The organism is Acidimicrobiales bacterium, assembly GCA_035540975.1.
In the GTDB taxonomy this organism is placed as follows: Bacteria; Actinomycetota; Acidimicrobiia; order Acidimicrobiales.
Genome location: DATLFN010000025.1, coordinates 1 through 25,741 on the forward strand (window position 1 = coordinate 1; position 25,741 = coordinate 25,741).

A 25,741-nucleotide genomic window follows, 5' to 3' on the forward strand; every position below is an offset into this window, starting at 1 on the left:
CCGCCCACCGGGCCGTCAAGGCTTCCCCTCCGGGCGGCCTTCGGCCGGCCTTGACCGCCCTCCCCCTACTTCCGCACGCCCCGAAGTCATCTCGACGAACCCGTCGCGACCTACTTGACAAGCCGTTCCACATCAGTCGATGTGTGCCATACGGGCATGGAGCCCGTCGGCGTAGTGCTCGGCGAAGAGTCGGGCGACGAGCTCGCCCCGGCTCGACACACCCAGCTTCTCGAACACCGTCTTCACGTAGTCGCGGACCGTGTGGCTGGAGAGGAACAGCTCGGCGGCGATCTCCGCCGTGGAGGCGCCGCGGGCGATGGCGCCCAGCACCTCGCGCTCACGGGGCGTCAAGGAGTACGCGTCGATGATGATGGGGGCGACCTCGGCGCTCTTGGCGCTCTCGATCACCACCGCCACCGTCGGGCCCTGCGCCCCCGGCCCCGACATCGCCGATGCGTGCAGGACGATCCAGCGGCCACGCTCGTCCCGCAGGCGTAGCCGGGCCGGGCCCCGCTCCCGTCCCTCGGCCACCGCCTGGGCCTTGGCGACGAGGGCGAACAGTGGCGTGGGCACGCCGATGGCCCGGTCCCGCAGCTCCAGCAGGCCGGCGGGCTTCGCGCCACTTCCCTCGCCGTCGGCGGTCAGGGGCCACAGCAGGCGAAGCCAGTCGAGTGCCTCGCGGTTGGCGGACACGAGGCGTCCCGACTCGCCGATGACGACGAGCCCGGGAGCCGATGGCTCCAGCCACGGAACGGCTCGGCGAACGTGGACCCGTAGCGCATCGGCGACGATGCCGGTGATCGAGCGCACCACGGCCACGTCGTCGGCGTCGAAGGGTGAATGCACGCTCTCCCGGTAGAGGGCCATGGCACCCCAGGTCGAAGCCCCCGCACGGAACACCGCACGCAGCTCGTCGTCGTAGCCCTGGGGAACCAGGCACTCGCGGTAGCGGATGCTGCGAGCGGCCCGTCCTCCGAGCGCCAGCTGCAGGGCGACGACGCCGTCGCCCCGGGCCAGGTCGTGGAACAGCCCGGTGTCCTGCTCGTGGAACTCGAGGTGCCAGAACCGGTCGCACAGAGCGGGGTCCATGCCCTCCACCCGGCTCGGCGCGGTGGCCAGCATGGTCGCAGGATCGAGGCCGAACCAGATCGACCCGTCATGGGCGACGGCCCGCTGCACCTCGACCTCGAGGGCGTCGAGCAGCTCATCGGCGGACTCCGTGGTCCGGCACGCCCGCTCCACCGCCTTCCGGGTCTGGTCGATCCGCGCCCCCGCGCCCATGCCGGCAAGGTAACGCGCAGGGGCCGGCGCGCCTACCCCCTCAGATGGGGGATTCCCCGTCGCCGCGGACCACCCGCCAGTGGGATAGCCGGGCGTGGCGCGCTCCGTCAGGGTGCCGGTGTGCCCATCGACAAGGAGCCCGACATGCAGAGCGACGACGTCCTCGCCGGAGTCCCGGCCACCGAGCCGGAGCAGATCGCGCCGGAGACCTGGCTGATCCCGAACCTGTTCCCCGCCGGCGACGGCCTGTTCGTCCCGGTCAACACCATGCTGATCCGCGGCGCCGAGCCCGTGATCGTCGACACCGGCGCGCCGGTCCACCGGGAACTGTGGCTGGAGAAGGTCTTCTCGCTGGTCGAGCCGGAGGACGTGCGGTGGATCTTCCTGTCCCACGACGACGGCGACCACACCGGGGGATTGCTCGACGCCATGGCGCTGTGCCCCCAGGCGACGCTCGTCACCAACTTCTTCAGCGTCGAGCGACTCGCCCTCGAGAAGCCGGCGCTGCCGCTGGGGCGCATGCGTTGGATCGACGAGGGCGGCACGCTCGACGCCGGCGACCGGACCCTGCGCCTGTTCAAGCCGCCGATCTTCGACGGCCCGACGACCCGTGGCCTGTTCGACCCCACAACCGCCGCCATGTGGATCGTCGACTCCTTCGCCTGCCTCACACCCGGAACCCTCGACGTGCACGAGATGCCGACTGACCTGGTCGCGGAGAGCATGCCGGCCATGAACAGCCTGGTGTCCCCATGGCACCAGTGGCTCGACCCCACCGTCTACCGGCGCCACGTCGACGAGGTCGAGGCGCTCGGTGTGCTGGCGGTCGCCTCGGCCCACGGCCCGGTCGTCACCGGCGACGCCATCCGTGAGGCGTTCGAGGTGATCCGCCGCCTCGCCGGCCAGCCGGTCATCCCGGCTCCCGGCCAGGATCTGCTCGACGACCTGATCACCCAGGTGCTCGCCGCGTAGGCGCAGCACCTACGACGAGGAGCCCGCCAGGACCAAGCAGCCCGATGCTCGGCGCCGATCCGTCTGCTGGCGGGAGTCCTCTTGGTGGGACTGGCCGGCGTCCTCGCCGCCGCCGGGGCCCGCTTCCGCCGGCAGCAAGCAGCAAGCAGCTCGTCCCTCAGCGGCCTCGTGGACCCACCAGCCAGGCGATTCGCCGCGTCGCCGTCGCCGGTAGGGCCTGGGGCGGCGCGGTCGAGGGCGCCCCTCCGGACCTGTCCAACGTCGACGGGTGGCTCCCCGTGTCTGAAGGCTGCGAGACGGCCACCCCACGCTGCGCCTCGACGGCGGACGCCACCGGATCTCGTCCTCGACCACGAAGGCACCCGCTGCTGACGGCCAGGTGTGGGTTCACGGGGCCCGACGAACCGGGTGACGTCACGTCTACAGCGGCCGCTACCGCATCACCGAGACCGGCCCCGACGCTTCATCGATCCCGACGCTTCATGGTTCCACCGCGACGTAACGTCCGCGACGGGGCGTTCTGGTTGGTTGTGAAGCGGGGAGAGGTTGGCGCTCGCCGATCTGCGTATCTGGTGGTCGGCGGCGCGCTCTCGTGGAGCACGAGGTGGGCGCCCCGCGACCACGACTCCCGAGGAGGACACCATGGCCGGACCGATCCGCCGCAACGTCGCCCATCTGAGCGCTGCCGAGCGGCAGGCGTACGCCCAGGCGCTGCGCGACGTCGACCTCCAGGCCTACGCCGACGGCGTGTCGTATTGGGACAAGCAGGACCAGATCCACGAGGGCACGCACAACCACAACGGCAACTCCTTCATCCCCTGGCACCGGGAACTGGTGAACCGCTTCGAGAAGCTCATCCAGCAGGTGAACCCCGACATGGCGCTCCACTACTGGGACTGGACCCAGGACCCGCGCGCCGCTGACGACGGCGAGGGTGGCGTCGTCGACCTGATGACCGACGACACGTTCGGAACGGCCAATGGCACGGTCGCCGGCACCCTTGCCCCCCTGCACAACGGCGGCAATGCAGCCGGCGCCCGCCCCACCTTCGGTGGGCCCTTCACCCTGCCGCCAATCGACATCACCCGTGGTTGCGCGCCCGGCGCGCCGCCGGTGGCGTCGGACGCCGACATCATCGGCTCGACCGACGGCATCCCCCAGGCCCAGCAGTGGACGACGTTCCGCCAGGAGCTGGAGTCCTCGCACGACTCGGCCCACGTCTTCTTCGGGTCGGGGAGCATCTTCAACCCCCACACCGCCTTCGAGGACCCCTTCGTCTTCCTCCTGCACGCCAACGTCGACCGGTTGTTCGCCATGTGGCAGGCCCAGCCCGGCGAGGAGTGGCGGCTCGACCCGGACCAGGTCTACGGCGACCAGAAGGACACCAACGACTCCCGGGGCATCCTCCAGAGCCTCCAGCCGTGGGACGGCACCGTCGAGTTCGGCGCACCCATCCCGCCGTGGACGGGCGGGTCGAGCGACATCGTCGTCAAGAACAGCCGCCACCCGTCCGTCGTGCGGCCGCCCTGCTACGACACGCTCCCCCTCACCGCCACGCAGGTCGCCCCGATCCCGGGCGATCCCATCCGCTTCGTCGACGTTCCGACCGGCGAGGGTACCGCCCGGGCGCTGCGGATCCGCGTCAGCGGCTGCCACGGCGTCACCGCCCAGGCGTCCCTCGCCGGCGACGCCGAGTTCTCCTTGCTCTCCGCATCGGTGTCCTCTCCCGAGCCCGACGGCTTCGAGGAGGAGGACCTGCTGGTGTGGGTGCTGTTCGCCGCCGGCGCCGTGGGATCGACCCCCTCGGCCACCCTCACCGTGGACATCCCGGGCGTCGCCAACTTCGTCGTCCCGATCGAGTCCACCGTGATCGACAAGCCGACGGTGGCGTCCTCGCTCGTCCTCGACCGCTCGGGGAGCATGGACCTGGCATCGGGGGTGGCCGGCCTGAGCCGGGTGCAGGTTCTGCGCAACGCCGCACCGCTGTTCGTCCAGCTGCTCGACCCGGCCGACGGCGTCGGCGTGGTCCGCTTCGACACCGATGCCGTCGAGGCCGAGCCCGTCCAGGTCGCCGGCCCCGAGATCGGCGGTGCCGGCCGGTCGGACGCGCTGTCGGCCATCGCCAACCACGTCACCAACCCCGCCGGCCTGACCGCCATCGGCGACGGGGTGGAGGTGGCGGCCGCCCAGCTGGGGGCGGCCGGCGGGTTCACGGCCAGGGCGACGGTGGTGTTCACCGACGGGCATGAGACGGCTGCCAAGTACATCGGGGACGTGATCGACCTGATCGACTCGACGGTGTTCGCCGTGGGCCTGGGGACCGCCGACCAGCTGAACCCCGGCGCCCTCGACGACCTCGCCAACAGCACCGGTGGGTACCTGCTTCTCACGGGCAACCCGGGTTCCGACGACCTGCTGCTGCTCCAGAAGTACTTCGCACAGATCATCGCCGGCGTGAGCAACAATGAGATCGTCGTGGACCCCGATGGGTTCGTCGCCGTCGGGTCGACCACCGACGTGCCCTTCCATCTGACCGAGGGCGACACGCGCTGCGACGCGGTCGTCCTGTCGACGATGTCCGACGCCCTGGAGGCGGAGCTCATCGCGCCGGACGGGACACGCTTCGACACCTCGAACGGCGTGGTCCTCACCCGCACGCCCGTCGACCTCGTGCTGCGCCTGGCCTTGCCGGCACCGCCTTCGACGTCCACCGGCGGGCAGTGGCGGGTGCGGCTGCGTGTCGACAAGCGGCGGCTGAGGAAGATCGTGGCCGGGCTGAACAAGCGCGACGACCGCGCCGGGCTCAACCGCCTGGAGCGACACGGCGTCGGGTTCTCCGTGACGGTCCAGGCCCGCAGCAACGTCCGGCTGTCGGTGGCGACCGCCCAGGCGTCCCGGCGGCCGGGGGGCACGGCGACGGTGACCGCCGCTCTCTCCGACTTCGGCATCCCGCTCGCCTCCTCGGCCCGGGTCACCGCGCGGATCGACGCCCCGGGCGGGTCCGTGTCGATCGTCACGCTGGTCGAGCACGAGCCCGGCCAGTACGTGGCCGAGGTGCCGACGAACGCGCCTGGCGTCCACCGGGTGCTGGTGACGGCGTCGGGCCAGACGCTACGAGGTGAGCCGTTCACCAGGGAACAACTGAGGACGCTCGCCGTGTGGAGCGCTGGCGATGAGCGCCCGCCCACGTCCCACGACCCCGGCACCGATCGGCCGGGCCTGTGCGAGCTGCTCAAGTGCCTGTTCTCCGGACGGTCCCTCGCCGAGGCGACAAAGCGGGCGGGGATCGACGTCGATGAGATCCGCCGCTGCCTCGACTCGGCCTGCTGATCCGGGATCGGGCTCGCGTCGGAGATCACTGGGCCCCCAGCAAGAGCGGAACCCGCGAGCCGACCTTGACACAACCGGCTGACACCAGGTGTCGAGAAGCGCGACCCCGCGACCCCTCCGGCAGGGTGGCTCCGACGCCCGATCCACAATCACGCGCGCGTGCACCGTTGCGACTCGGAGGTCGGGGTTCGGGCGAGGAGGTCACATCGCTGTCGCGCACTCCCAGCGGGAACGGGCACTGGATGTTCACGACGGCGGGACGGGTGCTGCCCCGCGGTGATGCGCAGTACCTCGGCGACATGTCGGCGGTGCGCCTGAACGGCCCGGTGCTCGACTCGGTCCCGGTGCCCGACGGCAGCGGCTACTACATGGTCGCAAGCGACGGCGGCGTGTTCGCCTTCGGCTCGGCCCGCTTCCGCGGCTCGATGGGCGCCGCCCGCCTGAACGCTCCCGTGCAGTCGCTGGTCCCGGACGCCGACGGCGTGGGGTACTGGCTCGTCGGCGCCGACGGCGGCATCTTCGCCTTTGACGCCGCCTTCTTCGGCTCCATGGGGGCCAGCCGCCTCAATCGCCCAGTGACCGGGATGGTCCGCAGCCCGACCGGCGCCGGCTACCTCATGGTGGCGGAGGACGGCGGCATCTTCACCTTCGGCGACGTGGCGTTCCACGGGTCTCTGGGCGATCGGCCGCCGGCCGCCCCCGTGGTCGCCGTCGCCGCCCTGCCGTAGCGGGAGCCTCCACCAGTGCAGGAATGGGTCCGGGCCAGGCGCCGTGGCGGCGTGCACGCGAACGCCGATCACCGGCCCGCTTCGTCTTCAGGGACTGCTCAGGGCGTGGCGGTGGGACCCTTACGGGCCGCGCTCTCGACCACCACCGGCGCGTGGACCACGGGCTGCGAGAACGGCTCGGTGAACGCGTCGGCTCGACAACTGGGGTCGGCGACCTGTGGCGGCCCACGGCGTTGACGGCGACCACCCGCAAATGGTCCCGTGGAGCCATCCGGGTAGCTGGCGTTCCTGCGCGGGCCCGCGCTGGTCCGCGGCGACCGCCGCAGACCGCACCACTGCGGCACGAGTCAGCGTGCTCGGTAACGCCACTCCCCCGTAGCTTGCCAGCGCGCCCCGCAGGTCCCGGCGCCATCCGCCTGGCCGATGCCGTCGGCGTACGCTCGTCGGGTCAACCAGGGGAGGTGACGCCGATGGGAGCATTGGGGCAGCTGCGGCAGGCCTTCGAGGTCGCCGGTCGGGCGATCGGGTTCGCATCGAGGACCCAGGGTGGGGCCAGACGGGAGCTGGTCGACAGCCTCGAGCAGGTGGCGTCGAAGTGCGACGACGCCTACACCGAGGTCCGGACGGCGCTCCGACCGGTCAGGGACAGCTACCGGGACCCGGCTCAGGTCGCCACGGCGCTGCGAGCGTTCGCCGCCGACGCCCACGTCCGGACCAGCATCAAGCCCCACCAGCTGTGCGGTGAGGTCACGACCTTGCTCGACAAGCTCGCCAACAACCTCGACCCGCTCAAGTACGCCATCGACGTCCGCAAGATCAAGGCCGTGCGCGCCAGCCTCGGCGAGCTCCACCAGCTCGACTACGACATCAAGAACGAGTACGAGGAGTTCACGCGCGACCTCGACGCCGTGGCGGACCAGCTCGACAACGCCGCGGGCGACGAGGCCCAGGAGCGCGTCGCCTACGTGCGACAGGTGATCGCCGACTTCGACCGCGAGCTCTCCGACCTTGTAACCAGTGTCCGGGAGGCCAAGGACCGCGCGCTGGCCTCTTGAGGCCGGCTGTCGACCATCTCCGGCCGGGCCTGCACGGTCCTCCGGTGGGCAGCCGCCTCGCCGCACTCCATTGCGGTGCACCGCCGCCGGCGGTGCCGGGGTCGCCAACTCGGCGAACACCGGCGAGTTCGGGGAGCGTGCCACCCGATCCGGCACGTCGGCGCCGCCCGGTAACTCATGTGCCCCCTCGTGGCGCCGCCACCTCCCAATAGGGTGAGACGGCCAAGCCGCCCGGAAATCCAGGCGGGCGGCCCCGCTACTCGGTCAGGCCGAGCTGGTTCATCAGGTCGACTTGATCGAAGTACATGCGGTGACTGGTGATTCGGCCCCCGGCGACAGTCGCCACATCGCATTCGCGAAGCCGGACCCGCTTGCCGGTCGCGGGGATGGATTCTCCGTCCGGATTGGCAAGCGGCGCCGTGTGGGTCCCGGTGAAGAAGCCCTCGTCGATCGCGACGTTGCGGGCCTCGTGGCGCTGGAACTCGTCCCACCGGATGTCGGAGAACGCCTCGAAGAAGGGCCTGAAGTAGTCCACGATCGAATCCCGGCCCCTCACCTCGCCACGGTCGGGTGTGACCACCACGGCGTCCTCGGCGTAGCAGTCCGCCAAAGCGTCGACATCGCCGCTGAAAACCGCCCTGGTCATTCGGTCGAGAACGTCTCTTGCCTCGCCCATTGCCCGCTCCTCTCCGCGTAGACGGCCCGCCCCCAGCGGCCTATGCGTGGAGTGTCGCGCCAGTCTTGTACGCCGGCAAGGTCTATGGGCCGGCGGGCCGACCGCTCGCGCCACCTAGCGGGTGGCGGCGGTTGGGGGTGGCGCTGAAGCGGACGCCCGGTGCGGGCGCCCGGGAACGGCATCACCGGTGCAGCGCTTGGTAAACCGCACGGTCGGCCCAACGCGGCCGCGTCCCGCCTTCGCCGGTGCAAGCTGGGGACGTGCTCGTGCGGGCGCGCGGCCGAGGGGCGCTCGGACGTCGCGATGGCGCGCGTCCTGTGACGCCGTTCTGTCTCGACGGCCGTCGAACACTCGCCGACTTGGGCGGGAGCGGAGAGGCGCTCTCGCTCTCTTCGGCGCAGCCGCGCTCCCGTAGTTTCCCTGGCGTGCTCGTACCATTCGGTTGGAGTACATGGAGATGCAGAGGGGGCTGCCTGTTCGGGTCGCTGCGTTTGTCGGCCGCGAGCGTGAACGTGCGAAGCTGGCCGACCTGGTCGCCGATGCCCGGGTGGTGACCTTGACCGGTTCGGGGGGCTGCGGGAAGACGCGGCTGGCGGCCGAGATCGTCGGCGACCTCGCGTCGCGGTTCTCCGACGGGGTTTTTTGGGTGGACCTGCAAGGGGTGAGCGAACCCGGCCTGGTCGCACCCACCATTGGTGCGGCGGTGGGCGTCCATGAGCAACCCGAACAGGCGCTGACCGACAGGCTTGCCGAACAGCTTGGTGCGCGGCATCTGCTGGTCGTGCTCGACAATTGCGAGCAACTGGTGGACGCGTGCGCGGAGGTGGTCGGTTCGTTGTCGTCGACCTGTCCGCGGCTGCACGTGCTCGCCACCAGCCGCGTGCCCCTGGTCGTCGAGGGTGAGGCGACGTTCGAGGTGACCGGACTACCGGTGCCCGATGTCGAGTCCGCCAGCACCGTCGCGGCGGCCGACGCGGCGAGGTTGTTCGAGGTTCGGGCCCGGCAGGTGGCCGCGGACTTTCGTATCGGTGACGGCAACGCCTCGGCGGTGGCGGAGATCTGTCGACGTCTGGATGGGATCCCTTTGGCGATCGAGCTGGCGGCGGCGCGCGTGCGGGTCCTGGCGCCGGGCCAGATCGCGGCCGGGTTGTCGGACCGGTTCGGGTTGTTGACCGGCGGCATGCGGGGGGCGCCGGCACGTCAGCGAACGCTGGAGGCGTCCCTGGACTGGAGCTACTTCTTGCTCGACGACGTGCAGCGGTTGGCGTTGGCGAGGCTGTCGGCGTTTGCCGGGTCGTTCGAACTGGACGCGGCCGAGGCGGTGGTGGGCGGAGAGGGGATCGACGGTGACGACGTGCTCGACCTGGTCGCCGGACTGGTGGACCAGTCGTTGGTGCAGGTCGCCCAGCGCCAGGGCAGGGCCCGCTACCGGCTGTTGGAGACGATCCGGGTGTACGCCCGGCAGCGACTGTCCGAGTTCGAGCACCCCGATCGGGTGCGTGGGCGCCATCTGGAGTTCCATGTCGGGCTGGCGGGGCGGGCGCAGGAAGGTATGCACGGTGCACAGCCCGAGCCCTGGGTGGCGCGGCTTGCGGCCGACCTGGATGACCTGCGTGCGGCGATGGACTGGGCGGCGGAGACGGGAGACCTGCGGGGGCTGGTGGGCGTCACCGAGCCCATCGTCCGCTTCTGGTTCGAGCACGGCCTGTCCCGGGAGGTGCACAGGCGGCTGCACGACGCGGCAGAAACGCCGGGTGCCCCTGATGACGAGCGCGTGCGGGGTTTGAACACCGCGGCAGCCCTGGCCCTCGCCACCTGCGAGGCCGCCAGCTTCCACCGGTCGGCGAGGCAGGCGGTCGCCGTGGCACGGGCCGCGGATGTCGGCGGTGCGCTCGCGGTCGCGCTGTCACAACGAGCGCTGTCAGGGATTCTCTCCGGGCTGTCGACCAACGAGCAGGTCGAAGCCGACGTCGAGGAGGCGCTCCAGCTCGCGAAGGGGTGTGGGGATGCCTCGACCCACGCCCACGTCCTCCAGTTCGCTGGGGCAGCGCTCCTGCACAGCCGCTCGCTCGACGCTGGGTACCACCTGTTCGAGCAGGACGTGGAGGTGTGCGAGGGCAACGGCCTCACCTTCCATCTGCCGGCCGCCCACGGGGGCGCTCAGGCGTGGTTGGCGTGGTCCGGGCGGCTCGACCAGGCACGCCGGCATGCCCGACGCACCGTCGAGCTCAGCCGGCAGCTGGGCCGCCCCGGGTGGGAGGCGGCCGGGCTCACCGGGCTTGCCGCCGCCGCCGTCATCCAGAGTGATCACCTCGGGGCTCACGAATGGCTGTCCGAGGCACAGGCAGCGCTGGGGCCACGAGCGCTCGAGGGGACCCATTACGGGATGTGGTGGCGTCACTGGCTGAGCCTGTCGGCCTACGCATCCGGCGACCTGGAGGCTGCCCTGGCCACGGCCGAGGAGATCGTGCGCATCGGCCGTGGTGGCGGCAGTCGGCTGGACGAGGCGATCGGCGAATGGCTGTTGGGCATGGTCGCACGAAGCCAGAAGCGCCACGACGATGCGCGAGCACACCTGGCGGCCAGCCGCGCCCTGTCGACGAACCCACGGCTCCCCCATACGCTGGGCCGGTCATTGCTCGGCCTCGCGGAGCTGGCCAGGGGGAACGAGGACCTCGAAGAGGCGTGGGAGCTGGCTCATGACAGCCTCGAGGTCCTGGACGACTACGGCGACCGGCTCGGGGCCGCCGAGGCGCTGGAGACGATCGCCGACCTGGCCGTGGCCCTCGGCGAGTCGGAGCGGTCGCTTCGATTGCTCGCCGCGTCGCAACGGTTCCACACCGACACCGGCATCGCCCGCTTCATCCTTGGGGCCGACCGCTTCGATCGTGCCCGCCGCGCCGCACACGCCGCGCTGGACCCCACCGAGGCGATGGCGTGCTGGGACGCGGGCTGCGAGCTGTCGCTGGCCGACGCGGTCGCCTATGCCCGCCGCGGGCGCGGCGCGCGTCAACGCCCGCAGATCGGCTGGGCGTCACTGACCCCCGTCGAGCGCGACGTCGTGCGGCTGGTCGCCGAAGGCCACACCAATGCCGAGATCGGTGAACGCCTCTTCATGTCCGTCAACACGGTCAAGAAGCACCTGTCCCACGTGTACGCCAAGGTGGAGGTCGACGGGCGGGCGGAGCTCGCCGCACAGGTCGCCCGCCGTGGCCTGTAGTACACGCCTGGCCGCCGAAACGTACCCGGTCGGGTGACCTTCTCGGACATCGCCTTCGTCATCGTTGCAGGCATGACCACGCGACGCAGGGAGACCCCGATGATCAAGCAACGCGCCCACTACGTGACCACGTCCGACGGCGTCACCCTCGGCGGGACTGTGCACGGCGTCGGTCCCCCGCTCGTGTTCCTGCAAGGGGTCATCGGCGATGGCGACATCGACTGGGGCTCGACGACGGGACACCTCACCGACAGGTTCACCTGCCACCTGCCGAGCCTGAGGGGCCGCGGTCTCAGCGACGAGCACACCGACCTCAGCACGTCTCGCCTCGTCGAGGACTGCCTCACCTACGTCGAGAGCCTCGGGCAGATGGCCGGACTGGTCGGCTGGTCCGGCGGCGGTACGTGGGCGCTCGCGGTGGCGGCGCAGTCCGACGCGGTCGCCGCGGTGGCCCCGTTCGAGCCCGGGTTGCTGAGCCTGGCGGACGAGCGGGTCCAAGCGGTGATCGGCTACGCCGTCGCTCGTACGGGCGAGCTGGCCGCCGAAGGGAACCTGTCCGCCGCCGCTCGCGCCTTCGCTGGCTTTCCCTTCCACGACGAGGAGATCGCCTTGGCGGAGGAGGCCGGCTACTTCGAGGCCGCAGGGCGCTACGTCCCGAACCTGCTGAGTCTGCTCGAGCAGGCCATGACGCACGAACGTCCCCTCACTGATGACCCGGCAGTGCTCGGCGCGATCAAGGCTCCGGTGGCGGTCCTGTTGGGCTCGGAGACCAAGCCGTTCTTCACGATCAGTGCGCGGTATGTCGTCGACCACGTCGCAAATGCGCGGGTGCACGAGGTCCCCGGCGTCGGGCACGCCGCCCCCCTGACCCATCCCGAGGCGCTCGCTAGGGCCCTCACCGAGTTCTTCGCTGCGTCGCCTGAAGTCCAGCTGCAGCTCTGATCCGTCTCCGGCGTCGGACCACCGATGGGATGGCGTGCGCCCGTCCGCATCCTGCCCGGAACTGGGTAGACAGGGACCGCGGGCGCCGCGTCGGCGCCTCGGGAGGTGTCGATGCGACTGACGTTCGGTGCGTTCGTCCCGCAGGGCTGGAAGATGGAGCTGGCGTCGCTGGAGGGGGCGGAGGCCAAGTGGGCCAAGGCGGTGGAGACGGCGCAGCTGGCCGAGGCGCTGGGCTACGACTCCGTGTGGGTCTACGACCACTTCCACAACGTGCCGAAGCCGGCGCACGAGGCCGTGTTCGAGTGCTGGACGACGATGGCGGCCATCAGCCAGCGGACGTCCCGGGTGCGCCTCGGCCAGATGGTCGGGTGCAACGGGTACCGCAACCCGGCCCTGCTGGCCAAGATGACGGCCACGGTCGACGTCATCAGCGGGGGGCGCCTCGACTGGGGCATCGGCGCCGGCTGGTACCGGAACGAGTTCGCCGGGTACGGCTACGAGTTCCCCGAGCCGAGGGTCCGCATCGGGATGCTGCGGGAGGCGGTCGAGGTCGTGCGGGCGATGTGGACGCAGCCCGACACCACGTACGAGGGCCGCTACTACCGGCTGGAGGGCGCCCAGTGCGACCCGAAGCCGCTCCAGCGGCCGCACCCGCCCGTCTGGATCGGCGGGAGCGGCGAGCAGCTCACGCTGCGGGTGGTCGCCCGCCTCGCCGACTACTCGAACTTCGGGGGCAACCCCGACGAGTGGGCCCACAAGGCGGAGGTGCTGAAGGGTCACTGCAAGGAGGTGGGCCGCGACTACGACGAGATCGTGAAGACGTGGACGCCCGAGGTGTTCATCCGGGAGGACGAGGCCGAGCTGGTGGCCGAGGCCAGGCCGTCGTGGGGGCAGCCGCTCGAGCGCTGGCGGTACGGGAACCTGGTGGGGACGCCCGAGCAGGTCGCCGAGAAGATCGCCGCCTACGTCGACCTGGGCTGCACGGGCTTCGTGCCGTGGTGCGCCGACTATCCGTCCGACCGGACGCTGCGCCTGCTGGCCGAGAAGGTCATGCCGGAGTTCCGCTGAGGGACCGTCGCAGAACAACTTGGACGGCCGAAGGCCGACGAGGGAGTCACCACAACGGTGAACCCGTCGCGGCCGTGCAAGTTGTTCTAAGGCGGGCCCTGCGGGCGCTGACGCCTCACACCAGCGCGATCTCGTGGTGGAGCGGCCGGTCGTCGAGCGGCCGGCCGGTGCGCTCGCCGGTCAGGGTGGCCTCACACGCCCAGACGTCGGTGGGCTGGGCGAGCAGGCCGCGGCAGGCGGAGGTGAGCGGGTCCGTCACGTCCAGCCCGACGGTGAAGAACGAGTACCCGTGGCCGCGCAGCTCGTTGTAGCCGGTGACGAGCAGGGCCCGCAGCACGTCGGGGGAACCGGGCGGGACGCAGACGTGCACGGCGGTGAGGGTGCGCAGCCGATCCCCGGCGGGCGGCAGCCGGGTGGCGCCCACCAGCGGCGCCAGCGCGTTGAAGCCGGCCCGGAAGGCGGCCAGCCGACGCGAGTACGAGGTCACCCGCAGCTGCTTGAACGACTCCTGGTCCCACAGGGCGAGGAAGCCGGCCAGCCGCCCGTCCGGGCGGCGGGCCAGCAGGTAGCACGACAGGTCGAGCCCCGGGGCGGCGCCCACCCAGGCCGCCAGGGAGGCGGCGTCGTGGACGGCGGTGAACTGGCGCTCGGGTGCGACGCGCTGCCACAGCGCCGCCATCTCCTCGACGTCGGCCCCGCCGGCCCGGGTCACCCGCACGTCGGTGCTCGGCGGGCGGCGGCGCCACAGGAGGCTCACCGACCAGGAGCGCACGGTGGCGAAGCGGTGGAGGTGGGGCAGGCCCCGCACGCCCGCCAGGCGCCGCTGCATCGAGCGGTTGCCGGCCAGGATCGTGACGAGCGTCGGCACCCCGTCCCCGCCGCGCGCCCGGCAGCGGTCGCGCGCCCACTCGCTCAAGGCGTCGGCGACGCCCGTTCCCCGGTGCCCGGGGAGCACCTTGAGGTCGCCCACGTACATGGTGGTCGCCGGCGCCCCGTGCAGGTGCGCCCGCCGCTCGGCCACCGCGATGCAGCCCACCGGTGAGCCCGCCGGGCCGTCGACCACCCCCACCTCGAAGTCCTCGCCCTCGAGCCGGTTGAGGGCGAAGAAGTCGGGCGACCGGTCCACGCACAACCCCACGTCGCCCTCCATGGGGCAGGCCGAGCTCAGGGCGAGCAGGGCGGCGTTGTCGCCCTCGGTGGCCGGGCGGACGCCGCCCGCCGCGTCAGCCACCGCTCTCGGCGATGCGGCACACGGCGACCCGCCGCTGGAACCCGCTGCGGTCGCCGGCGACCAGGGCCTCGCCCCTCGCCCGGTCCTCGACCACCACGCCCGCCCACCGCTCCGGCACCTCCGTCCACCCCACGAAGTTGCGGATCACCAGTCGGGCGCCGGGCACGGCGGTGCGCACGATCTCGGCGAACAGCTCGTCGACCTGGGACGCGTCCAGCCACTCGCAGATGTTGGACAGGGCGAAAGCGTCGATCGTGGCATCCCCGCAGGTGGCCAGGTACGCGCCGTAGGAGCCGTCGACCAGGTCGAGGCGGCCCAGCCCGTTCGAGACGGAAGCCGCGCCGTCCGGCTGCAGGTAGGGCGGCAGCCCCCCCGGGTGCTCCGGGTAGGCGCCGGTGAGCATGTGGTGGACGAAGTAGTTGTCGGCCACCGGCACCTCGGTGAGGACGTGCTCGATGAGCCCGTGGAAGTGCCGGGCGAAGCTCGGGTTCTCGACGTGCCGGAAGAACGCGGGGTCGTAGGCGCGGCGGAACACGGCCCGGTTCAGGAGCGCCCGAAACAGCAGGCGCCAGCGCCGGTTGTCCCATTCGCGCCGGTAGAACTCCCGCTGCTCCTCGACGGTGGCGCGGGCCAGGAGCCGGCGGATGCGCGACGGCGGGTGGATCGCCGTGCGGACGACGAGCACGACCGCCTTGACGAAGCGCTCGGTGACGCCGGCGTTGAGCACCCCGTCGGCCACCGTCGCCTTGCGCCCGTCCCAGTAGGCGGCGGCGAACGACGACAGCCCCGGGCGCAGGTCCTCGTAGGCCGACAGGCGCTCGGCCGACGGCGCCGGCCGGCCCCCGAGGAAGCGAACGGCCTCCTCCCGGTCGAGCGCCGCCACCGCCACCGCCTTCAGTTCCACCAGGTGGTTCTGGGCGGCGTTCAGGTCGACGGCCACGACCCGGCCCGGGGCGGCGGCGACCAGGGAGAGCGCCGTGCACCCCCCCGAGGCGACGACGACCGCCGTCTCGCCGGCGCCGAGGGCCAGCGCCTCGATCTCGACCCGCGGGTCCTCCCGCACCTGGGCGAAGAAGAGGCGGTCCTCGCGGGCGTCGGCCAGGGTCCGCCGCGACGGCGCGCGGCGCTCGGCGGCGGCGTCCATGAGGAGGTCATGGTAGGGGCCGGGTGCGCCCCGCACGCCGCCGCCGGCGGACGCGCCCATTGCCACGGACCGCAGCCACGATCACACTGGCGGCCGATGGCCCGGACCGCCACCCCCCCGTCGACGTTCCTCGACGTGCTGCTCGGCCCCGCCCCTGCGGGCCCCTCCGCGCTCGCCGTCGCCACCCGGACCGCCGAGGGGTGGGACGAGGCGACGTACGCCGAGCTGGGCCGCCGGACCACCCTCGTCGACGCCCGGCTGGCGTCGCTCGGGGTCCGGGTGGCGGACCGCGTGGTGCTGGCCGCGCCCGCCGGCGGCTGGTGGCTCGCCGCCCTCCTCGGCATCCTCCGTCGGGGAGCCGTCGCCGTCCCGCTCGACCCCGCCCTCACCGAGGCGGAGCGGGCGCCCATGGTCGCCCGCAGCGCCCCGGCCGCCGTGCTGGACGGCGCCGCCCTCGACGACCTCGCCCTCGCCGCGCTCGGCGGGGACGGCGCCGTGGGGGCCGCTGCCCCCGAGAGGACGCCCCGGCGGGCGGGCGACCCGGCGCTGATCGTGTGGACGTCGGGCACGACGGGCGCGCCCAAGGGCGTCACCCTCACCCTGGCCAACCTCGCCTACAGCGTCGAGCAGGCCATGGCCGGGCAGCGCCCCGGCCCCGACGACCGCTGGCTGTCGCTCCTCCCGCCCCACCACCTGCTGGAGCTGTGCTGCGGCCTCCTGCCCGCCCTGGTGGCGGGTGGCTCCGTGCGGGTGGCCCGCTCCCTCATCCCCGCCGAGGTCGCCGCCATGGTGGGCGAGCACGGCATCACCAGGATGGTCGCCGTCCCCCTCGTCCTCCGCCTCCTCGAGGGCGCCCTGGCCGCATCCGACCTCCGGGCCGTGTACTGCGGCGGCGCCCCGCTGGACCCCGCCGTGGTCCGCCGCTGGGCCGAGCGGGGCATCGCCGTCCACCCCGGCTACGGGCTGACCGAGGCGGCCCCCACGGTGGCCATGAACACGCCCGCCGCCTCCCGGTCGGGGTCGGTGGGGCGGCCCCTGGCCGGCACCGACGTCCGCATCGCCGGCGACGGCGAGATCCTCGTGCGCTCGCCCGGGGTGATGACGGGCTACTGGGCCGACGATGCGCTCACCGCCGCCGCCGTCGACGCCGAGGGCTGGCTGCACACCGGCGACCTCGGCCGCCTCGACGACGACGGCTTCCTGTACGTCACCGGGCGGGCCAAGCGGCTCATCGTCCTGGAGAGCGGCAAGAAGGTGCAGCCCGAGGAGGTGGAGGGCGCCCTGGCCGCCGGCCCCCGCTTCGCCGAGGTGTGCGTGGTGGGCGTCACCGGCACCCGCCGCGGCACCCCCACCGAACGGGTGTGTGCGGTGGTGGTGCCGGTCGACGCCGCCCTGGACCACGACGCGGCGGCGGCCGAGGTCGCCCGCCTCACGTCGACCCTCAGCGGGTACAAGCGGCCGGCGCTCGTGCGGGTCGCCCGCCGCCCGCTCCCCCGCACGCTCAAGGGAGCGCCCCGCCACGCCGAAGTGGCGCGGATGGTCGAAGCGGGGGAGCTGTGAGCGGCTGCTTCGTCGACCGGTTCGCCTACGCCCTCGGCAGCCGCAAGCTGGCCGTCGAGGAGACGGCGGCGGCCGGGCGCACGCGCACCGGGGCGGCGGAGCTGCTCGAGGCCGGGTTCCGCTTCCATCACGTGTGCGACGACGGGGAGACCGCCTACGACCTGGCCGAGGCGGCCGTGCGTTCCCTGGGCGACGCCGTCGAGGGCGCCGGCGCCATCGTGTACGCCACGTGCATCCCGGCCAACGCGAACGTCGCCGACCCGGCGCGGTTCGCCGCCAGCGGCGACGTCAAGGACCTCATGGACTACCCGGCCAGCCGGCTCCAGGCGGCGCTGGGGCTCGACGACGCCGTCGTCCTCGGCCTGAACCAGCAGGCGTGCACGAGCATGCTGGGGTCCGTCCGCGTGGCCTCGGCCCTCCTCGCCACCGAGCCCGGCATGGAACGGGTCCTGTGCGTCAGCGCCGACCGCTTCCCGCCGGGAGCGAGCTACGAGCAGGCGTACAGCCTGATCTCCGACGGCGCCGGGGCGTGCGTGGTGTCCCGCCGCCCGCCCGGGTACCGCATGGTCGCCGCCCACCACATCACCAACGGCGCCATGGTGGCCGCCGACGACGACGAGACGGTGGGCGCCTACTTCTCCTACACCCACCGGCTCGTCACCGAGCTGCTGGCCAAGGCCGGCCTGGCGCCCGGGGACCTGGCGTGGGTCGTCCCCCAGAACACCAACGTGAAGGCGTGGCAGATCCTCGCCCGCCTGCTCCGGGTCGACCACGAGCGGGTGTGGTGCCCGTCGATGCCGGACGTCGCCCACGTCATCAGCGCCGACAACATGGTGAACATGGCCTACCTGGAGGCGAGCGGGCGAGTGCAGCCCGGCGACAAGGTGCTCCTGGCCATGGCCGGCTACGGGATGAACTGGCAGGGCCTCGTGCTGGAGAAGGCGTGAGCTCCGGCGACCTGGCCGCCACGGCGGCCCGCCTCTCGGCCGCTTCCCGCCGGGCCTACCAGAACCCCTACGAGGGCGTCGAGTGGCCGGAGTCCGTCGACCGGGACCAGTGGTTCACCAGCCCCGAGCTGATCTCGCTGTACGGCACCCCGCTCTGGGACGGCCTCGACGAGAGCGCCCGGCGGCGGCTGAGCTTCTGGGAGGCGGTGAACTTCTACAGCCTCAACATCTGGGGCGAGCGCTCCCTGATGGAGGGCCTGGCCGCCCGGCTCCACCGCCCGGGACTGGAGGACGTGGCGGAGTACCTCCACCACTTCCTCGACGAGGAGAACAAGCACAGCGTGTGGTTCGCCACGTTCTGCCGGCGCTACGCCGGCAAGATCTACGCCGACCGCAAGGTGGCCTTCCCCCGCGAGTACGCCGAGGGCGAGGAGGACTTCCTGTTCTTCGCCAAGGTGGCGGTCTTCGAGGAGATCGTGGACCGCTACAACGTCGCCATGGGCCGGGACGAGCGGCTGGTCCCGATCGCCCGGCAGATCAACGCCAACCACCACGCCGAGGAGACCCGCCACCTGGTGTTCGGCCGGCGCATCGTGGAGCACCTGTGGGAGCGGCACTCGCCGGCCTGGGCGGAGGAGACCGTGGCCGGGGTGCGGGCCCACCTCACCGGCTTCCTCGAGGCGACGTGGCGGGAGTACTACAACCCGGACGTGTACCGGGATGCCGGGCTGGGCGACCCCTGGGCCACCGCCCGCCTGGCGTGGGTGCACCCGGCCACCGTCGCCCACCGCCGGGACCTCAGCCGGACGTGCCTGCGGGTGTTCACCGACGCCGGCGTGCTCGTCGCCGGGGAGGTGTCGTGAGCGCGACCGAGGCCGAGCTCCGGGACGCGCTGCGGGTCTGGGTGCGCGAGCACTCCCCGGCGCCCGTCGGCGACGACTTCTCCGACACCACGCCGCTCATCGCGTCCGGTCACCTCACGTCGCTCCAGGTGACGGACCTCCTGTTGTTCGTGGAGGAGCTGCGCCGGGCGCCGCTCGACCCGGCGTCGCTGCGGCCCGGGGTGTTCCGCGACGTCGACACGATCTACGCCACGTTCCTCGCATGAGCGGGAGGGCGCCGATCACCGCACCGGGCCTGGCGTGGGCGGCCGACGGCCGGGCCACCCTGTCCGGCCCGCTCCTGGCGCTGGCCGACCGCCTGGACCGGCGCTTCCTCGCCCTCGCCGCCCGCTGGGGCGCCGACGAGCTGCGCTTCCCGACCTTCATCGCCGCCGCCGAGCTCGAGCGCATCGACTGGTTCCGGTCGTTCCCCCACCTGGCGACCTTCCCCGTCTCGCTCGACCCGGCCGAGGCGAACCTCGACCGCTTCACCGGCGGCGAGCCGGTGGGCCCCGACGGCGCCGTGCGGCTGGCCGGGCTGGCCCCGGTGCGGGAGGTGCTCACGCCGGCGGCCTGCTACCACCTCTACGCCCACCACCGCGGCGCCGCCTTCGACCGCCCCCGCTGGTTCACCACCAAGGCGACGTGCTTCCGCCGCGAGGACCACTACGAGCCGCTGGAGCGCCAGCGGAGCTTCGCCATGCGGGAGATCGTGTGCATGGGCACGGCCGGCGAGGCGGCGGCGTTCCTCGACGAGGCGGTGGCCGTGGTGGACGACCTGACCGCCGCCATGGGCCTGACGCTGCGCTGGGAACTCGCCACCGACCCCTTCTTCCGGCCGTCGCAGAACCCGCAGTACCTGATGCAGCGCATCGACCCCACCAAGCACGAGCTGCTCTTCGACGACCGCCTGGCCCTCGCGTCCCGCAACCTGCACCACGACCACTTCGGCCGGGCGTTCTCCATCGAGCGCGACGGCGCTCCCGTGCACACGGCGTGCCTGGCGTTCGGCGTCGAGCGGTGGCTGGCCGCCTTCGTGCGCCGGTTCGGCCCCGACGAGCGGTCGTGGCCCGAGGTGGACGGGTGAGCGAGCGTGTGGTGCTCGTCACCGGCGCCAACGGTCACCTGGCCCGCCTGCTCGTTCGCCGGTACCTCGACGCCGGGGCGACGGTCGTCGCCACCGCCCGGGGCGAGGCGGTGGAGGCGGTGGCGCGGGGATTGGGCGTGCCCACGCTGGCGGCCGACCTCGACCACGACGACCCGTTCGCCGCCGTCGACGACGGCTGGCGCCGGCGGATCACCACCGTCGTCCACGCCGCCGCCGTGACCCGGTTCAACGTCGACCGGCACGTGGCGCGGCGGGTGAACGTGGACGGGACCGGCAAGGCGCTGGAGCTGGCGCGGGCCTGCCCGGCGCTGGAGTCGTTCGGCCACGTGAGCACCGTCTACGCCACCGGGCTGCGGGCCGGGCCCATCCTGGAGCAGCCGTACGACGACGCGCCGGGGTTCGCCAACGCCTACGAGGAGTCGAAGTGGGCGGCCGAGGCGTTGGTCGTGGCGGCCGACGACGTCCCGTGGCGGGTCCTGCGGGTGGCCACCGTCGTGGCCGACGACGCGACCGGCACCGTCACCCGGTACAACGCCGTCCACGAGACGCTCAAGCTGTGGTTCTACGGCCTGCTCTCGCTGGTCCCCGGCCGCGGGGACACGCCCCTGTACCTCGTCACCGGCCGCTTCGTGGCCGACGCCGTCGCCCGCCTCACCGACCCGGCGGTCGAGGGCGGCGTGTACCACGTGGCCCACGACCGGTCCGAGTCGCTGACCCTGGACCGCTTCCTCGACGTCGCCGCCGCCGAGTTCGCCTCGGTGGAGGAGTTCGCCAGGAAGCGGATCCTGCGCCCGCTGCTGGCCGACGAGCAGTCGTTCGAGCTGCTGGTGGACGGGGTGACGCCCTTCGCCGGCGGCCTGGTGACGTCGGCCCTCGGCAACGTCATGCCCTTCGCCCGCCAGCTGTACGTGGACAAGCAGGTGGACAACGCCCGCCTGCGGGCCGCGCTCGGCGACCGGTACGAGGCACCCGACCCGGCGGCCCTGGTGGCCGCCACGTGCGCCCGGCTGGCGGCCACCCGCTGGGGGAGGCGCCTTGTCGACGCCTGACCGGGTCGGTGCGCGCCTCGGCGTCCCGCTCCGCGTCGCCACGGTGTCCGAGCCGCTCGCGCCGGGGGCCCTCTCGCCGGCCGAGCGGCGCCGGTTCGGCTCCCTCCCGACCGACGCCCGCCGCCGCGACTGGCTCCTCGGGCGGGCCGTGTTGAAGGCGCTGGTCGGCGCCGCCTTCGACACGTCGGCACTGGTCTTCCCGCACCGGCGACTGTCGCTCACCCACGCCGGCGGAACGGCCTGGGCGGTGGAGGCCGACGGCGGGGTGGTGGGGACGGGAGTCGACTTCGAGCCCGCCCGGTCGGTGGTCGGCCCCCGGGCGGCCCGCTTCTTCCTGGGCCCGGCCGAACGGGCCGCCGCGTCCACCGACGCCGACCGGTTGCGCCTCTGGACCGTCAAGGAGGCGCTGTTCAAGGCCACGCCGGCCAACGACCGGGTGGTGCTCGCCGACTACACGCTGGACGACCCTGCCGGCGCGTCGGGCACGGCCGCCGGGCCGAGGGGCGAGGAGCTCCGCTACGCCACCGTGGCGGCGGCGGGCGGCGTGCTCACCGTCGCCGTGTGCCTGCCGGGGAGGAGGCGCCGTGCCGCTGTCGGATGACGAGCTGTTCGTCCTGAGCTTCTACCGGTCGTCGGAGATCAACGGCTCGCTGTTCTTCGGGCGCCTGGCCCGGGCGCTCAAACCGGGTCCCATCCAGCTCGACCTCTCCAGGCACTTCGCCGACGAGGCCCAGCACGCCTGGTACTGGACCGACTGCATCGACCGCCTGGGGGAGCGGCCGCTCAAGCTGGCCGACGCCTACCAGGACCGTTACCTGGAGGCGGCCGGCCTTCCGATGAACATGATGGAGGTGCTGGCCGTCACCCTGGTGTTCGAGCGCCGCGTCATCAACCAGTACGCCAAACACCAGGCCGTGCCCGACCTGCACCCGGAGATCGCCGCCACCATCGGGCGGATCATGGAGGACGAACGTTGGCACGTGCAGTGGGTCCGCGACGCCCTGGCCGGCCTGGAGGAGCGGTTCGGGAAGGACCACGTCGAGGCGACGCTGCGCCGCTACCGTGCCGCCGACCAGGAGGTCTACGCCGAGGCGCTCCGGGAGTACGAGAGCCGCTTCGCCTTCCTGTCCGCCCCCCGAAGGGAGCCCTCATGACGGTGTCGGTCGACGACATCCGCCGCACGATGGCGCAGGTGCTCGAGCTGCCCGAGGAGCGCGTGCAGCCCGACGCCGTCCTCACCGACCTGGTGTCCGACAGCTTCCTGCTGGTGGAGATGGCCATCGAGCTGCAGGAGCACTACGACGTGATGTTCGGGCAGGACGACATGCGCGACCTGCGCACGGTCGCCGACCTGGCCGGCCTGGTGCACGCCCGCCTCTCCCCGTAGGGGACCGTCGAGGGGCGCTCGTCGGCCGCCTGCCCTCCCGGCTGACGGAGCTCAGCCGCGGTCCTGCCAGGTGCACACGCACGCCTCGTTGCCCTCGGCGTCGGCGAGCACCCAGAACGACCGGGCGAACCGGTCGCTGACCAGCGTGCCGCCGGCCGCCAGCGCGGCCGCCACCCGCGACTCGGCGACGTCGTGGGGGACGGTGACGTCGACGTGGAGCCGGTTGCGCTGGTGGCGGGGCTCGTCCATCTGCTGGAACCAGAACGGAGGCCCGACCCGGTCCGGGTGGGCGATGGCCAGCTCGCCGTCGTCGACGTAGCCGAGCACCGCCTTCCAGAACGGCTTGACCGCTGCCATGTCGAGGGCGTCGATCGCCACCTCGACGGTCGACGCCGCCAGCGCCGCGCTCGTGAGGCCGCCGTCGGCGGCGAGGGCGGCGATCGCCTCGGCGGCGGCGGCGTCGCTCATCGGGACGGCGACGTGCACGGTCCCCGGCGGGCGGAGGTCGACGTCCACGTCGCCGCCCACGGACTCCGCCACCCGCTGCACGAAGGCGCCCGCCTGGGCGAAGGCGGCGGCCCGGAAGGTGGCGTGGAGCCGGTCCAGCAGCAGGCGCCAGTCGGGGAGGCCGGGGTCGACCACGGCCGCAGGCTACGCCCGGGGAGGCGGACCGCAGGTTTCACGCCCTCCCGGCGGGCGGTACGACCGAGATGTCCGCGACGAGAGTCGAGCGTGCCCGTGACCGACGCCGAACCCCGCGCCTCCGAACCCGACGCCTCCGGACCCGCCGCCTCCGGACCCGCCGCCTCCCGACCCCGCGCCTCCGGACCCGACGGCTCGGAACCCGGCGGCTACCTCGCCGAGCACGTCCGCACGGCGCTGGCTGCCGACCCCCGGGCCGGAGAGCTGGGCGTCACCGTGCGGATCGCCGGGTCGCGCGCGTTCCTGTGCGGCGACGTGTCCACGCCCGAGCGCCGGGATGCCGTGGCCGCCGTGGCGTCCGAGCTGCTGGCCGGGTACGAGCTCCACAACGACGTCACCGTGACCCCCGTGGACGGCGCCCCCGGCCGACCGGCCGGCGCCGTGCGGGTGGCGGCGGTGGGCGACCTGCACGTGGGGACCGACTCGGCCGGCCGCCTGCGGCCGCACTTCGAGCGGGTGGGCGACGAGGCCGACCTCCTCCTGCTGGCCGGCGACCTCACGCGGGTGGGCGATCCCGAGGAGGCCGCCGTCCTCGTGGGGGAGCTGCGGGGGGCGACGGTGCCCGTCGTCGCCGTGCTCGGCAACCACGACTACCACTGCGGCCGCGAGCGGGCGGTCGCCGGCCTGCTCGAGGACGCCGGCGTGCGCGTGCTGGAGGGCGAGGCGGTCGTGGTCGGGACACCCTCCGGGCCGGTCGGCGTGGCCGGCACCAAGGGCTTCGGCGGGGGCTTCGCCGGCGCCTGCGGGTCCGACTTCGGCGAGCCGCTGATGAAGGCGTTCGTCGGCCACACCCGCGAGGCGGCCGAGCGGCTGGAGGAGGCCCTGGCCGGCCTCGACGCCCCCGTGCGCATCGCCCTGCTCCACTACGCGCCCACGGACACGACGCTGCACGGCGAGCGCCTGGAGATCTACCCGTTCCTCGGCAGCTACCTGCTGGGGGAGGCAGTGGACCGGGGCGGCGCCGACGTGGCCCTCCACGGCCACGCCCACGGCGGGACCGAGCACGGGCTCACCGACGGCGGCACGCCCGTCCGCAACGTCGCCCAGCCCGTGCTGCGCCGCCCCTACGCGGTCTACTGCTTCACCGCGGCCGGGGAGGCCGGCTGCAACGACGGCTCGGCCCTCGCCGTCGCCCGGTAGCGGGGAGGCCGCCGAGTGGCCATCCACGACGATCGCCAGGCCCGGGTGATCGCCACCCTCAAGCGCACGGTGGCGGCCCTGCGCGACCACGGCGTCCCCTTCGCGGTGGCGGGCAGCCTGGCGTGCTGGGCCCGGGGCGGCCCGATCAGCGACAGCGACGTGGACGTGGTCGTCTCGCCCGACGACGTCGGGCGGGCCGTCGCCGCCCTCGAGCGGGCCGGCATGAAGCACGAGGAGCCGCCCGAGGAGTGGCTCACCAAGGCGCACGACGGCGACGTCACCGTGGACGTGATCTTCCACCCGTCCGGCGTGGCGATCACCCCGCAGGTCCTGGGCCGGGCCGAGGACATACAGGTCATGGCGGTCACCATGCCGGTGCTCCCCCTGGAGGACGTCCTGGTCACCCAGCTCCTGTCGTTCACGGAGCACCACATCGAGTACGAAGGCATGATCGAGACGGCCCGAGCGGTGCGCGAGCAGGTCGACTGGGACGACGTCCGCCGGCGCACCGAGGCGTCCCCCTTCGCCCGTGCTTTCTTCACCGTCGTCGAGGGCCTCGGCATCGTGCCGCCTGCCGGCGGCGACGGTCGCACCCCTTGACGGGAGGGCTGGCGGCGGTCGTGCTGGCCGCCGGCGCCGGCACCCGCCTGCGCCCGCTCACCGACGTCCTCCCCAAGGCCCTCTGCCCGGTCGGCAACGTGCCCCTCGTCGACCTCGCCGTCGAGCGGGCGCGGGCGCTCACCGGCGACATCGCCGTCAACGTCCACGCCGGGCGGGCGCTGATGGAGCAGCACCTCGCCGGCCGGGTCCACCTGTCGGTGGAGGAGCCGGTGGCGCTCGGCACGGCGGGGGCGCTGGGCCGGCTGCGGGAGTGGATCACCGGTCGCGCCACCCTCGTGGTCAACGCCGACGCGTGGCACCGGTTCGACCTGGCCGCTCTGGTGGGCGGCTGGGACGGTCGACGGACGAGGCTCCTGGTGGTGGAGGACCCGGCCCGCGGCGACTTCGGGACGTGGCGCCACTGCGGCGCCGCCCTCATGCCGTGGGCCGAGGTGGCGGTCCTCCCGGAAGCACCGTCGGGGCTGTACGAGGTGTCGTGGCGACGGTTGGCGGCCGAGGGGGGCCTCGAGCTGGTCCCCGCCGAGGGGCCCTTCTTCGACTGCGGGACGCCGCCCGACTACCTGGCGGCCAACCTGGCCTCCTCCGGCGGGGCGAGCGTGGTGGGTGACGGGGCGAACGTCGACGGCGAGCTGGTGCGGTCGGTCGTGTGGCCGGGCGGACGCGTGTGGGCGGGGGAGCGGCTGGTGGAGTGCGTGCGGG

General features: G+C 73.0%; 24 protein-coding genes. 19 read left to right on the forward strand and 5 right to left on the reverse strand.

Going from position 1 to position 25,741, the window contains the following annotated elements; genetic code table 11:
* Nucleotides 1-132 precede the first annotated feature (132 nt).
* A complete protein-coding gene (locus VM242_03250; GenBank protein HVM04167.1) occupies nt 133-1,281 on the reverse strand; it encodes a helix-turn-helix transcriptional regulator in 1,149 nt (382 codons plus the stop codon).
* A gap of 120 nt (nt 1,282-1,401) precedes the next feature.
* Here VM242_03250 and VM242_03255 point away from each other — a divergent pair, with 120 nt between their 5' ends.
* From VM242_03255 to VM242_03270, 4 genes are all read left to right on the forward strand, one after another.
* Nucleotides 1,402-2,253 carry an MBL fold metallo-hydrolase gene (locus VM242_03255; protein HVM04168.1) on the forward strand — a complete coding sequence of 284 codons (852 nt, stop codon included), beginning with the start codon at nt 1,402-1,404 and terminating at the stop codon, nt 2,251-2,253.
* Between the two features lie 642 nt (nt 2,254-2,895).
* The gene (locus tag VM242_03260) at nt 2,896-5,583 is read left to right on the forward strand and encodes a tyrosinase family protein (GenBank protein HVM04169.1); all 2,688 of its coding nucleotides are present in this window, start codon (nt 2,896-2,898) and stop codon (nt 5,581-5,583) included.
* A gap of 242 nt (nt 5,584-5,825) precedes the next feature.
* The gene (locus tag VM242_03265) at nt 5,826-6,311 is read left to right on the forward strand and encodes a hypothetical protein (GenBank protein HVM04170.1); all 486 of its coding nucleotides are present in this window, start codon (nt 5,826-5,828) and stop codon (nt 6,309-6,311) included.
* A gap of 470 nt (nt 6,312-6,781) precedes the next feature.
* Nucleotides 6,782-7,366 (forward strand): hypothetical protein, encoded by a 585-nt coding sequence (locus tag VM242_03270; GenBank protein ID HVM04171.1) that lies wholly within the window; start codon nt 6,782-6,784, stop codon nt 7,364-7,366.
* 256 nt (nt 7,367-7,622) lie between these two features.
* On the opposite strand, the gene VM242_03275 is transcribed toward VM242_03270, so the two are convergent.
* Complete coding sequence (locus tag VM242_03275; protein HVM04172.1) at nt 7,623-8,042, reverse strand: ester cyclase; 420 nt, start codon at nt 8,040-8,042, stop codon at nt 7,623-7,625.
* A 451-nt stretch (nt 8,043-8,493) separates the two neighbouring features.
* Between VM242_03275 and VM242_03280 the strand changes: the two genes are divergently transcribed.
* From VM242_03280 to VM242_03290, 3 genes are all read left to right on the forward strand, one after another.
* The gene (locus VM242_03280) at nt 8,494-11,262 is read left to right on the forward strand and encodes a LuxR C-terminal-related transcriptional regulator (protein HVM04173.1); all 2,769 of its coding nucleotides are present in this window, start codon (nt 8,494-8,496) and stop codon (nt 11,260-11,262) included.
* 33 nt (nt 11,263-11,295) lie between these two features.
* Nucleotides 11,296-12,204 carry an alpha/beta hydrolase gene (locus tag VM242_03285; protein ID HVM04174.1) on the forward strand — a complete coding sequence of 303 codons (909 nt, stop codon included), beginning with the start codon at nt 11,296-11,298 and terminating at the stop codon, nt 12,202-12,204.
* Between the two features lie 111 nt (nt 12,205-12,315).
* Nucleotides 12,316-13,272, forward strand: coding sequence for an LLM class F420-dependent oxidoreductase (locus VM242_03290; GenBank protein HVM04175.1), 957 nt, complete (start codon nt 12,316-12,318; stop codon nt 13,270-13,272).
* Between the two features lie 115 nt (nt 13,273-13,387).
* On the opposite strand, the gene VM242_03295 is transcribed toward VM242_03290, so the two are convergent.
* On the reverse strand, nt 13,388-14,503 hold the full coding sequence (locus VM242_03295) for a GNAT family N-acetyltransferase (protein ID HVM04176.1): 1,116 nt from the start codon (nt 14,501-14,503) through the stop codon (nt 13,388-13,390).
* Complete coding sequence (locus VM242_03300) at nt 14,496-15,647, reverse strand: DUF3419 family protein (GenBank protein HVM04177.1); 1,152 nt, start codon at nt 15,645-15,647, stop codon at nt 14,496-14,498. Before VM242_03300 ends, VM242_03295 begins: the two co-directional genes overlap by 8 nt.
* A 96-nt stretch (nt 15,648-15,743) precedes the next feature.
* On the opposite strand from VM242_03300, the gene VM242_03305 reads away from it, so the two are divergent.
* Genes VM242_03305 through VM242_03345 form a run of 9 tightly spaced genes read left to right on the forward strand, consistent with a single transcriptional unit; the run spans nt 15,744 to nt 22,579 of the window.
* Nucleotides 15,744-17,207 (forward strand): class I adenylate-forming enzyme family protein, encoded by a 1,464-nt coding sequence (locus VM242_03305; protein HVM04178.1) that lies wholly within the window; start codon nt 15,744-15,746, stop codon nt 17,205-17,207.
* On the forward strand, nt 17,204-18,154 hold the full coding sequence (locus tag VM242_03310) for a 3-oxoacyl-[acyl-carrier-protein] synthase III C-terminal domain-containing protein (protein HVM04179.1): 951 nt from the start codon (nt 17,204-17,206) through the stop codon (nt 18,152-18,154). Before VM242_03305 ends, VM242_03310 begins: the two co-directional genes overlap by 4 nt.
* Entirely contained in the window at nt 18,151-19,017 is an 867-nt protein-coding gene (locus VM242_03315) for a diiron oxygenase (protein ID HVM04180.1), read from the forward strand. The genes VM242_03310 and VM242_03315 overlap by 4 nt, the downstream gene beginning before the upstream one ends.
* The gene (locus VM242_03320; protein ID HVM04181.1) at nt 19,014-19,262 is read left to right on the forward strand and encodes a hypothetical protein; all 249 of its coding nucleotides are present in this window, start codon (nt 19,014-19,016) and stop codon (nt 19,260-19,262) included. The genes VM242_03315 and VM242_03320 overlap by 4 nt, the downstream gene beginning before the upstream one ends.
* Nucleotides 19,259-20,122, forward strand: coding sequence for a hypothetical protein (locus VM242_03325; GenBank protein HVM04182.1), 864 nt, complete (start codon nt 19,259-19,261; stop codon nt 20,120-20,122). The genes VM242_03320 and VM242_03325 overlap by 4 nt, the downstream gene beginning before the upstream one ends.
* Nucleotides 20,119-21,192, forward strand: coding sequence for an SDR family oxidoreductase (locus VM242_03330; protein HVM04183.1), 1,074 nt, complete (start codon nt 20,119-20,121; stop codon nt 21,190-21,192). Before VM242_03325 ends, VM242_03330 begins: the two co-directional genes overlap by 4 nt.
* 43 nt (nt 21,193-21,235) lie before the next feature.
* The gene (locus VM242_03335; GenBank protein HVM04184.1) at nt 21,236-21,793 is read left to right on the forward strand and encodes a 4'-phosphopantetheinyl transferase superfamily protein; all 558 of its coding nucleotides are present in this window, start codon (nt 21,236-21,238) and stop codon (nt 21,791-21,793) included.
* Entirely contained in the window at nt 21,777-22,346 is a 570-nt protein-coding gene (locus tag VM242_03340) for a ferritin-like domain-containing protein (GenBank protein HVM04185.1), read from the forward strand. The genes VM242_03335 and VM242_03340 overlap by 17 nt, the downstream gene beginning before the upstream one ends.
* Nucleotides 22,343-22,579: an acyl carrier protein gene (locus VM242_03345; protein ID HVM04186.1), complete on the forward strand. Its 237-nt coding sequence runs from the start codon at nt 22,343-22,345 to the stop codon at nt 22,577-22,579. The genes VM242_03340 and VM242_03345 overlap by 4 nt, the downstream gene beginning before the upstream one ends.
* 51 nt (nt 22,580-22,630) lie before the next feature.
* Here VM242_03345 and VM242_03350 read toward each other — a convergent pair whose 3' ends face one another.
* On the reverse strand, nt 22,631-23,221 hold the full coding sequence (locus tag VM242_03350; GenBank protein ID HVM04187.1) for a VOC family protein: 591 nt from the start codon (nt 23,219-23,221) through the stop codon (nt 22,631-22,633).
* 90 nt (nt 23,222-23,311) lie between these two features.
* Here VM242_03350 and VM242_03355 point away from each other — a divergent pair, with 90 nt between their 5' ends.
* From VM242_03355 to VM242_03365, 3 genes are all read left to right on the forward strand, one after another.
* Nucleotides 23,312-24,421, forward strand: coding sequence for a metallophosphoesterase (locus VM242_03355; protein ID HVM04188.1), 1,110 nt, complete (start codon nt 23,312-23,314; stop codon nt 24,419-24,421).
* Nucleotides 24,422-24,436: 15 nt separating this feature from the next.
* On the forward strand, nt 24,437-25,021 hold the full coding sequence (locus VM242_03360; GenBank protein ID HVM04189.1) for a nucleotidyltransferase: 585 nt from the start codon (nt 24,437-24,439) through the stop codon (nt 25,019-25,021).
* The coding region (locus VM242_03365) for a sugar phosphate nucleotidyltransferase (protein HVM04190.1) at nt 25,018-25,741 on the forward strand (724 nt) is incomplete at its 3' end. The genes VM242_03360 and VM242_03365, both read left to right, overlap by 4 nt.

Excerpts from the sequence above, each read along its gene's own strand:
- VM242_03250 (HVM04167.1), bottom strand. The coding sequence starts at position 1,281 with ATGGGCGCGGGGGCGCGGATCGACCAGACCCGGAAGGCGGTGGAGCGG.
- VM242_03260 (HVM04169.1), top strand. The coding sequence starts at position 2,896 with ATGGCCGGACCGATCCGCCGCAACGTCGCCCATCTGAGCGCTGCCGAG.
- VM242_03265 (HVM04170.1), top strand. The coding sequence starts at position 5,826 with ATGTTCACGACGGCGGGACGGGTGCTGCCCCGCGGTGATGCGCAGTAC.
- VM242_03270 (HVM04171.1), top strand. The coding sequence starts at position 6,782 with ATGGGAGCATTGGGGCAGCTGCGGCAGGCCTTCGAGGTCGCCGGTCGG.
- VM242_03275 (HVM04172.1), bottom strand. The coding sequence starts at position 8,042 with ATGGGCGAGGCAAGAGACGTTCTCGACCGAATGACCAGGGCGGTTTTC.
- VM242_03280 (HVM04173.1), top strand. The coding sequence starts at position 8,494 with ATGGAGATGCAGAGGGGGCTGCCTGTTCGGGTCGCTGCGTTTGTCGGC.
- VM242_03290 (HVM04175.1), top strand. The coding sequence starts at position 12,316 with ATGCGACTGACGTTCGGTGCGTTCGTCCCGCAGGGCTGGAAGATGGAG.
- VM242_03300 (HVM04177.1), bottom strand. The coding sequence starts at position 15,647 with ATGGACGCCGCCGCCGAGCGCCGCGCGCCGTCGCGGCGGACCCTGGCC.
- VM242_03305 (HVM04178.1), top strand. The coding sequence starts at position 15,744 with ATGGCCCGGACCGCCACCCCCCCGTCGACGTTCCTCGACGTGCTGCTC.
- VM242_03325 (HVM04182.1), top strand. The coding sequence starts at position 19,259 with ATGAGCGGGAGGGCGCCGATCACCGCACCGGGCCTGGCGTGGGCGGCC.
- VM242_03345 (HVM04186.1), top strand. The coding sequence starts at position 22,343 with ATGACGGTGTCGGTCGACGACATCCGCCGCACGATGGCGCAGGTGCTC.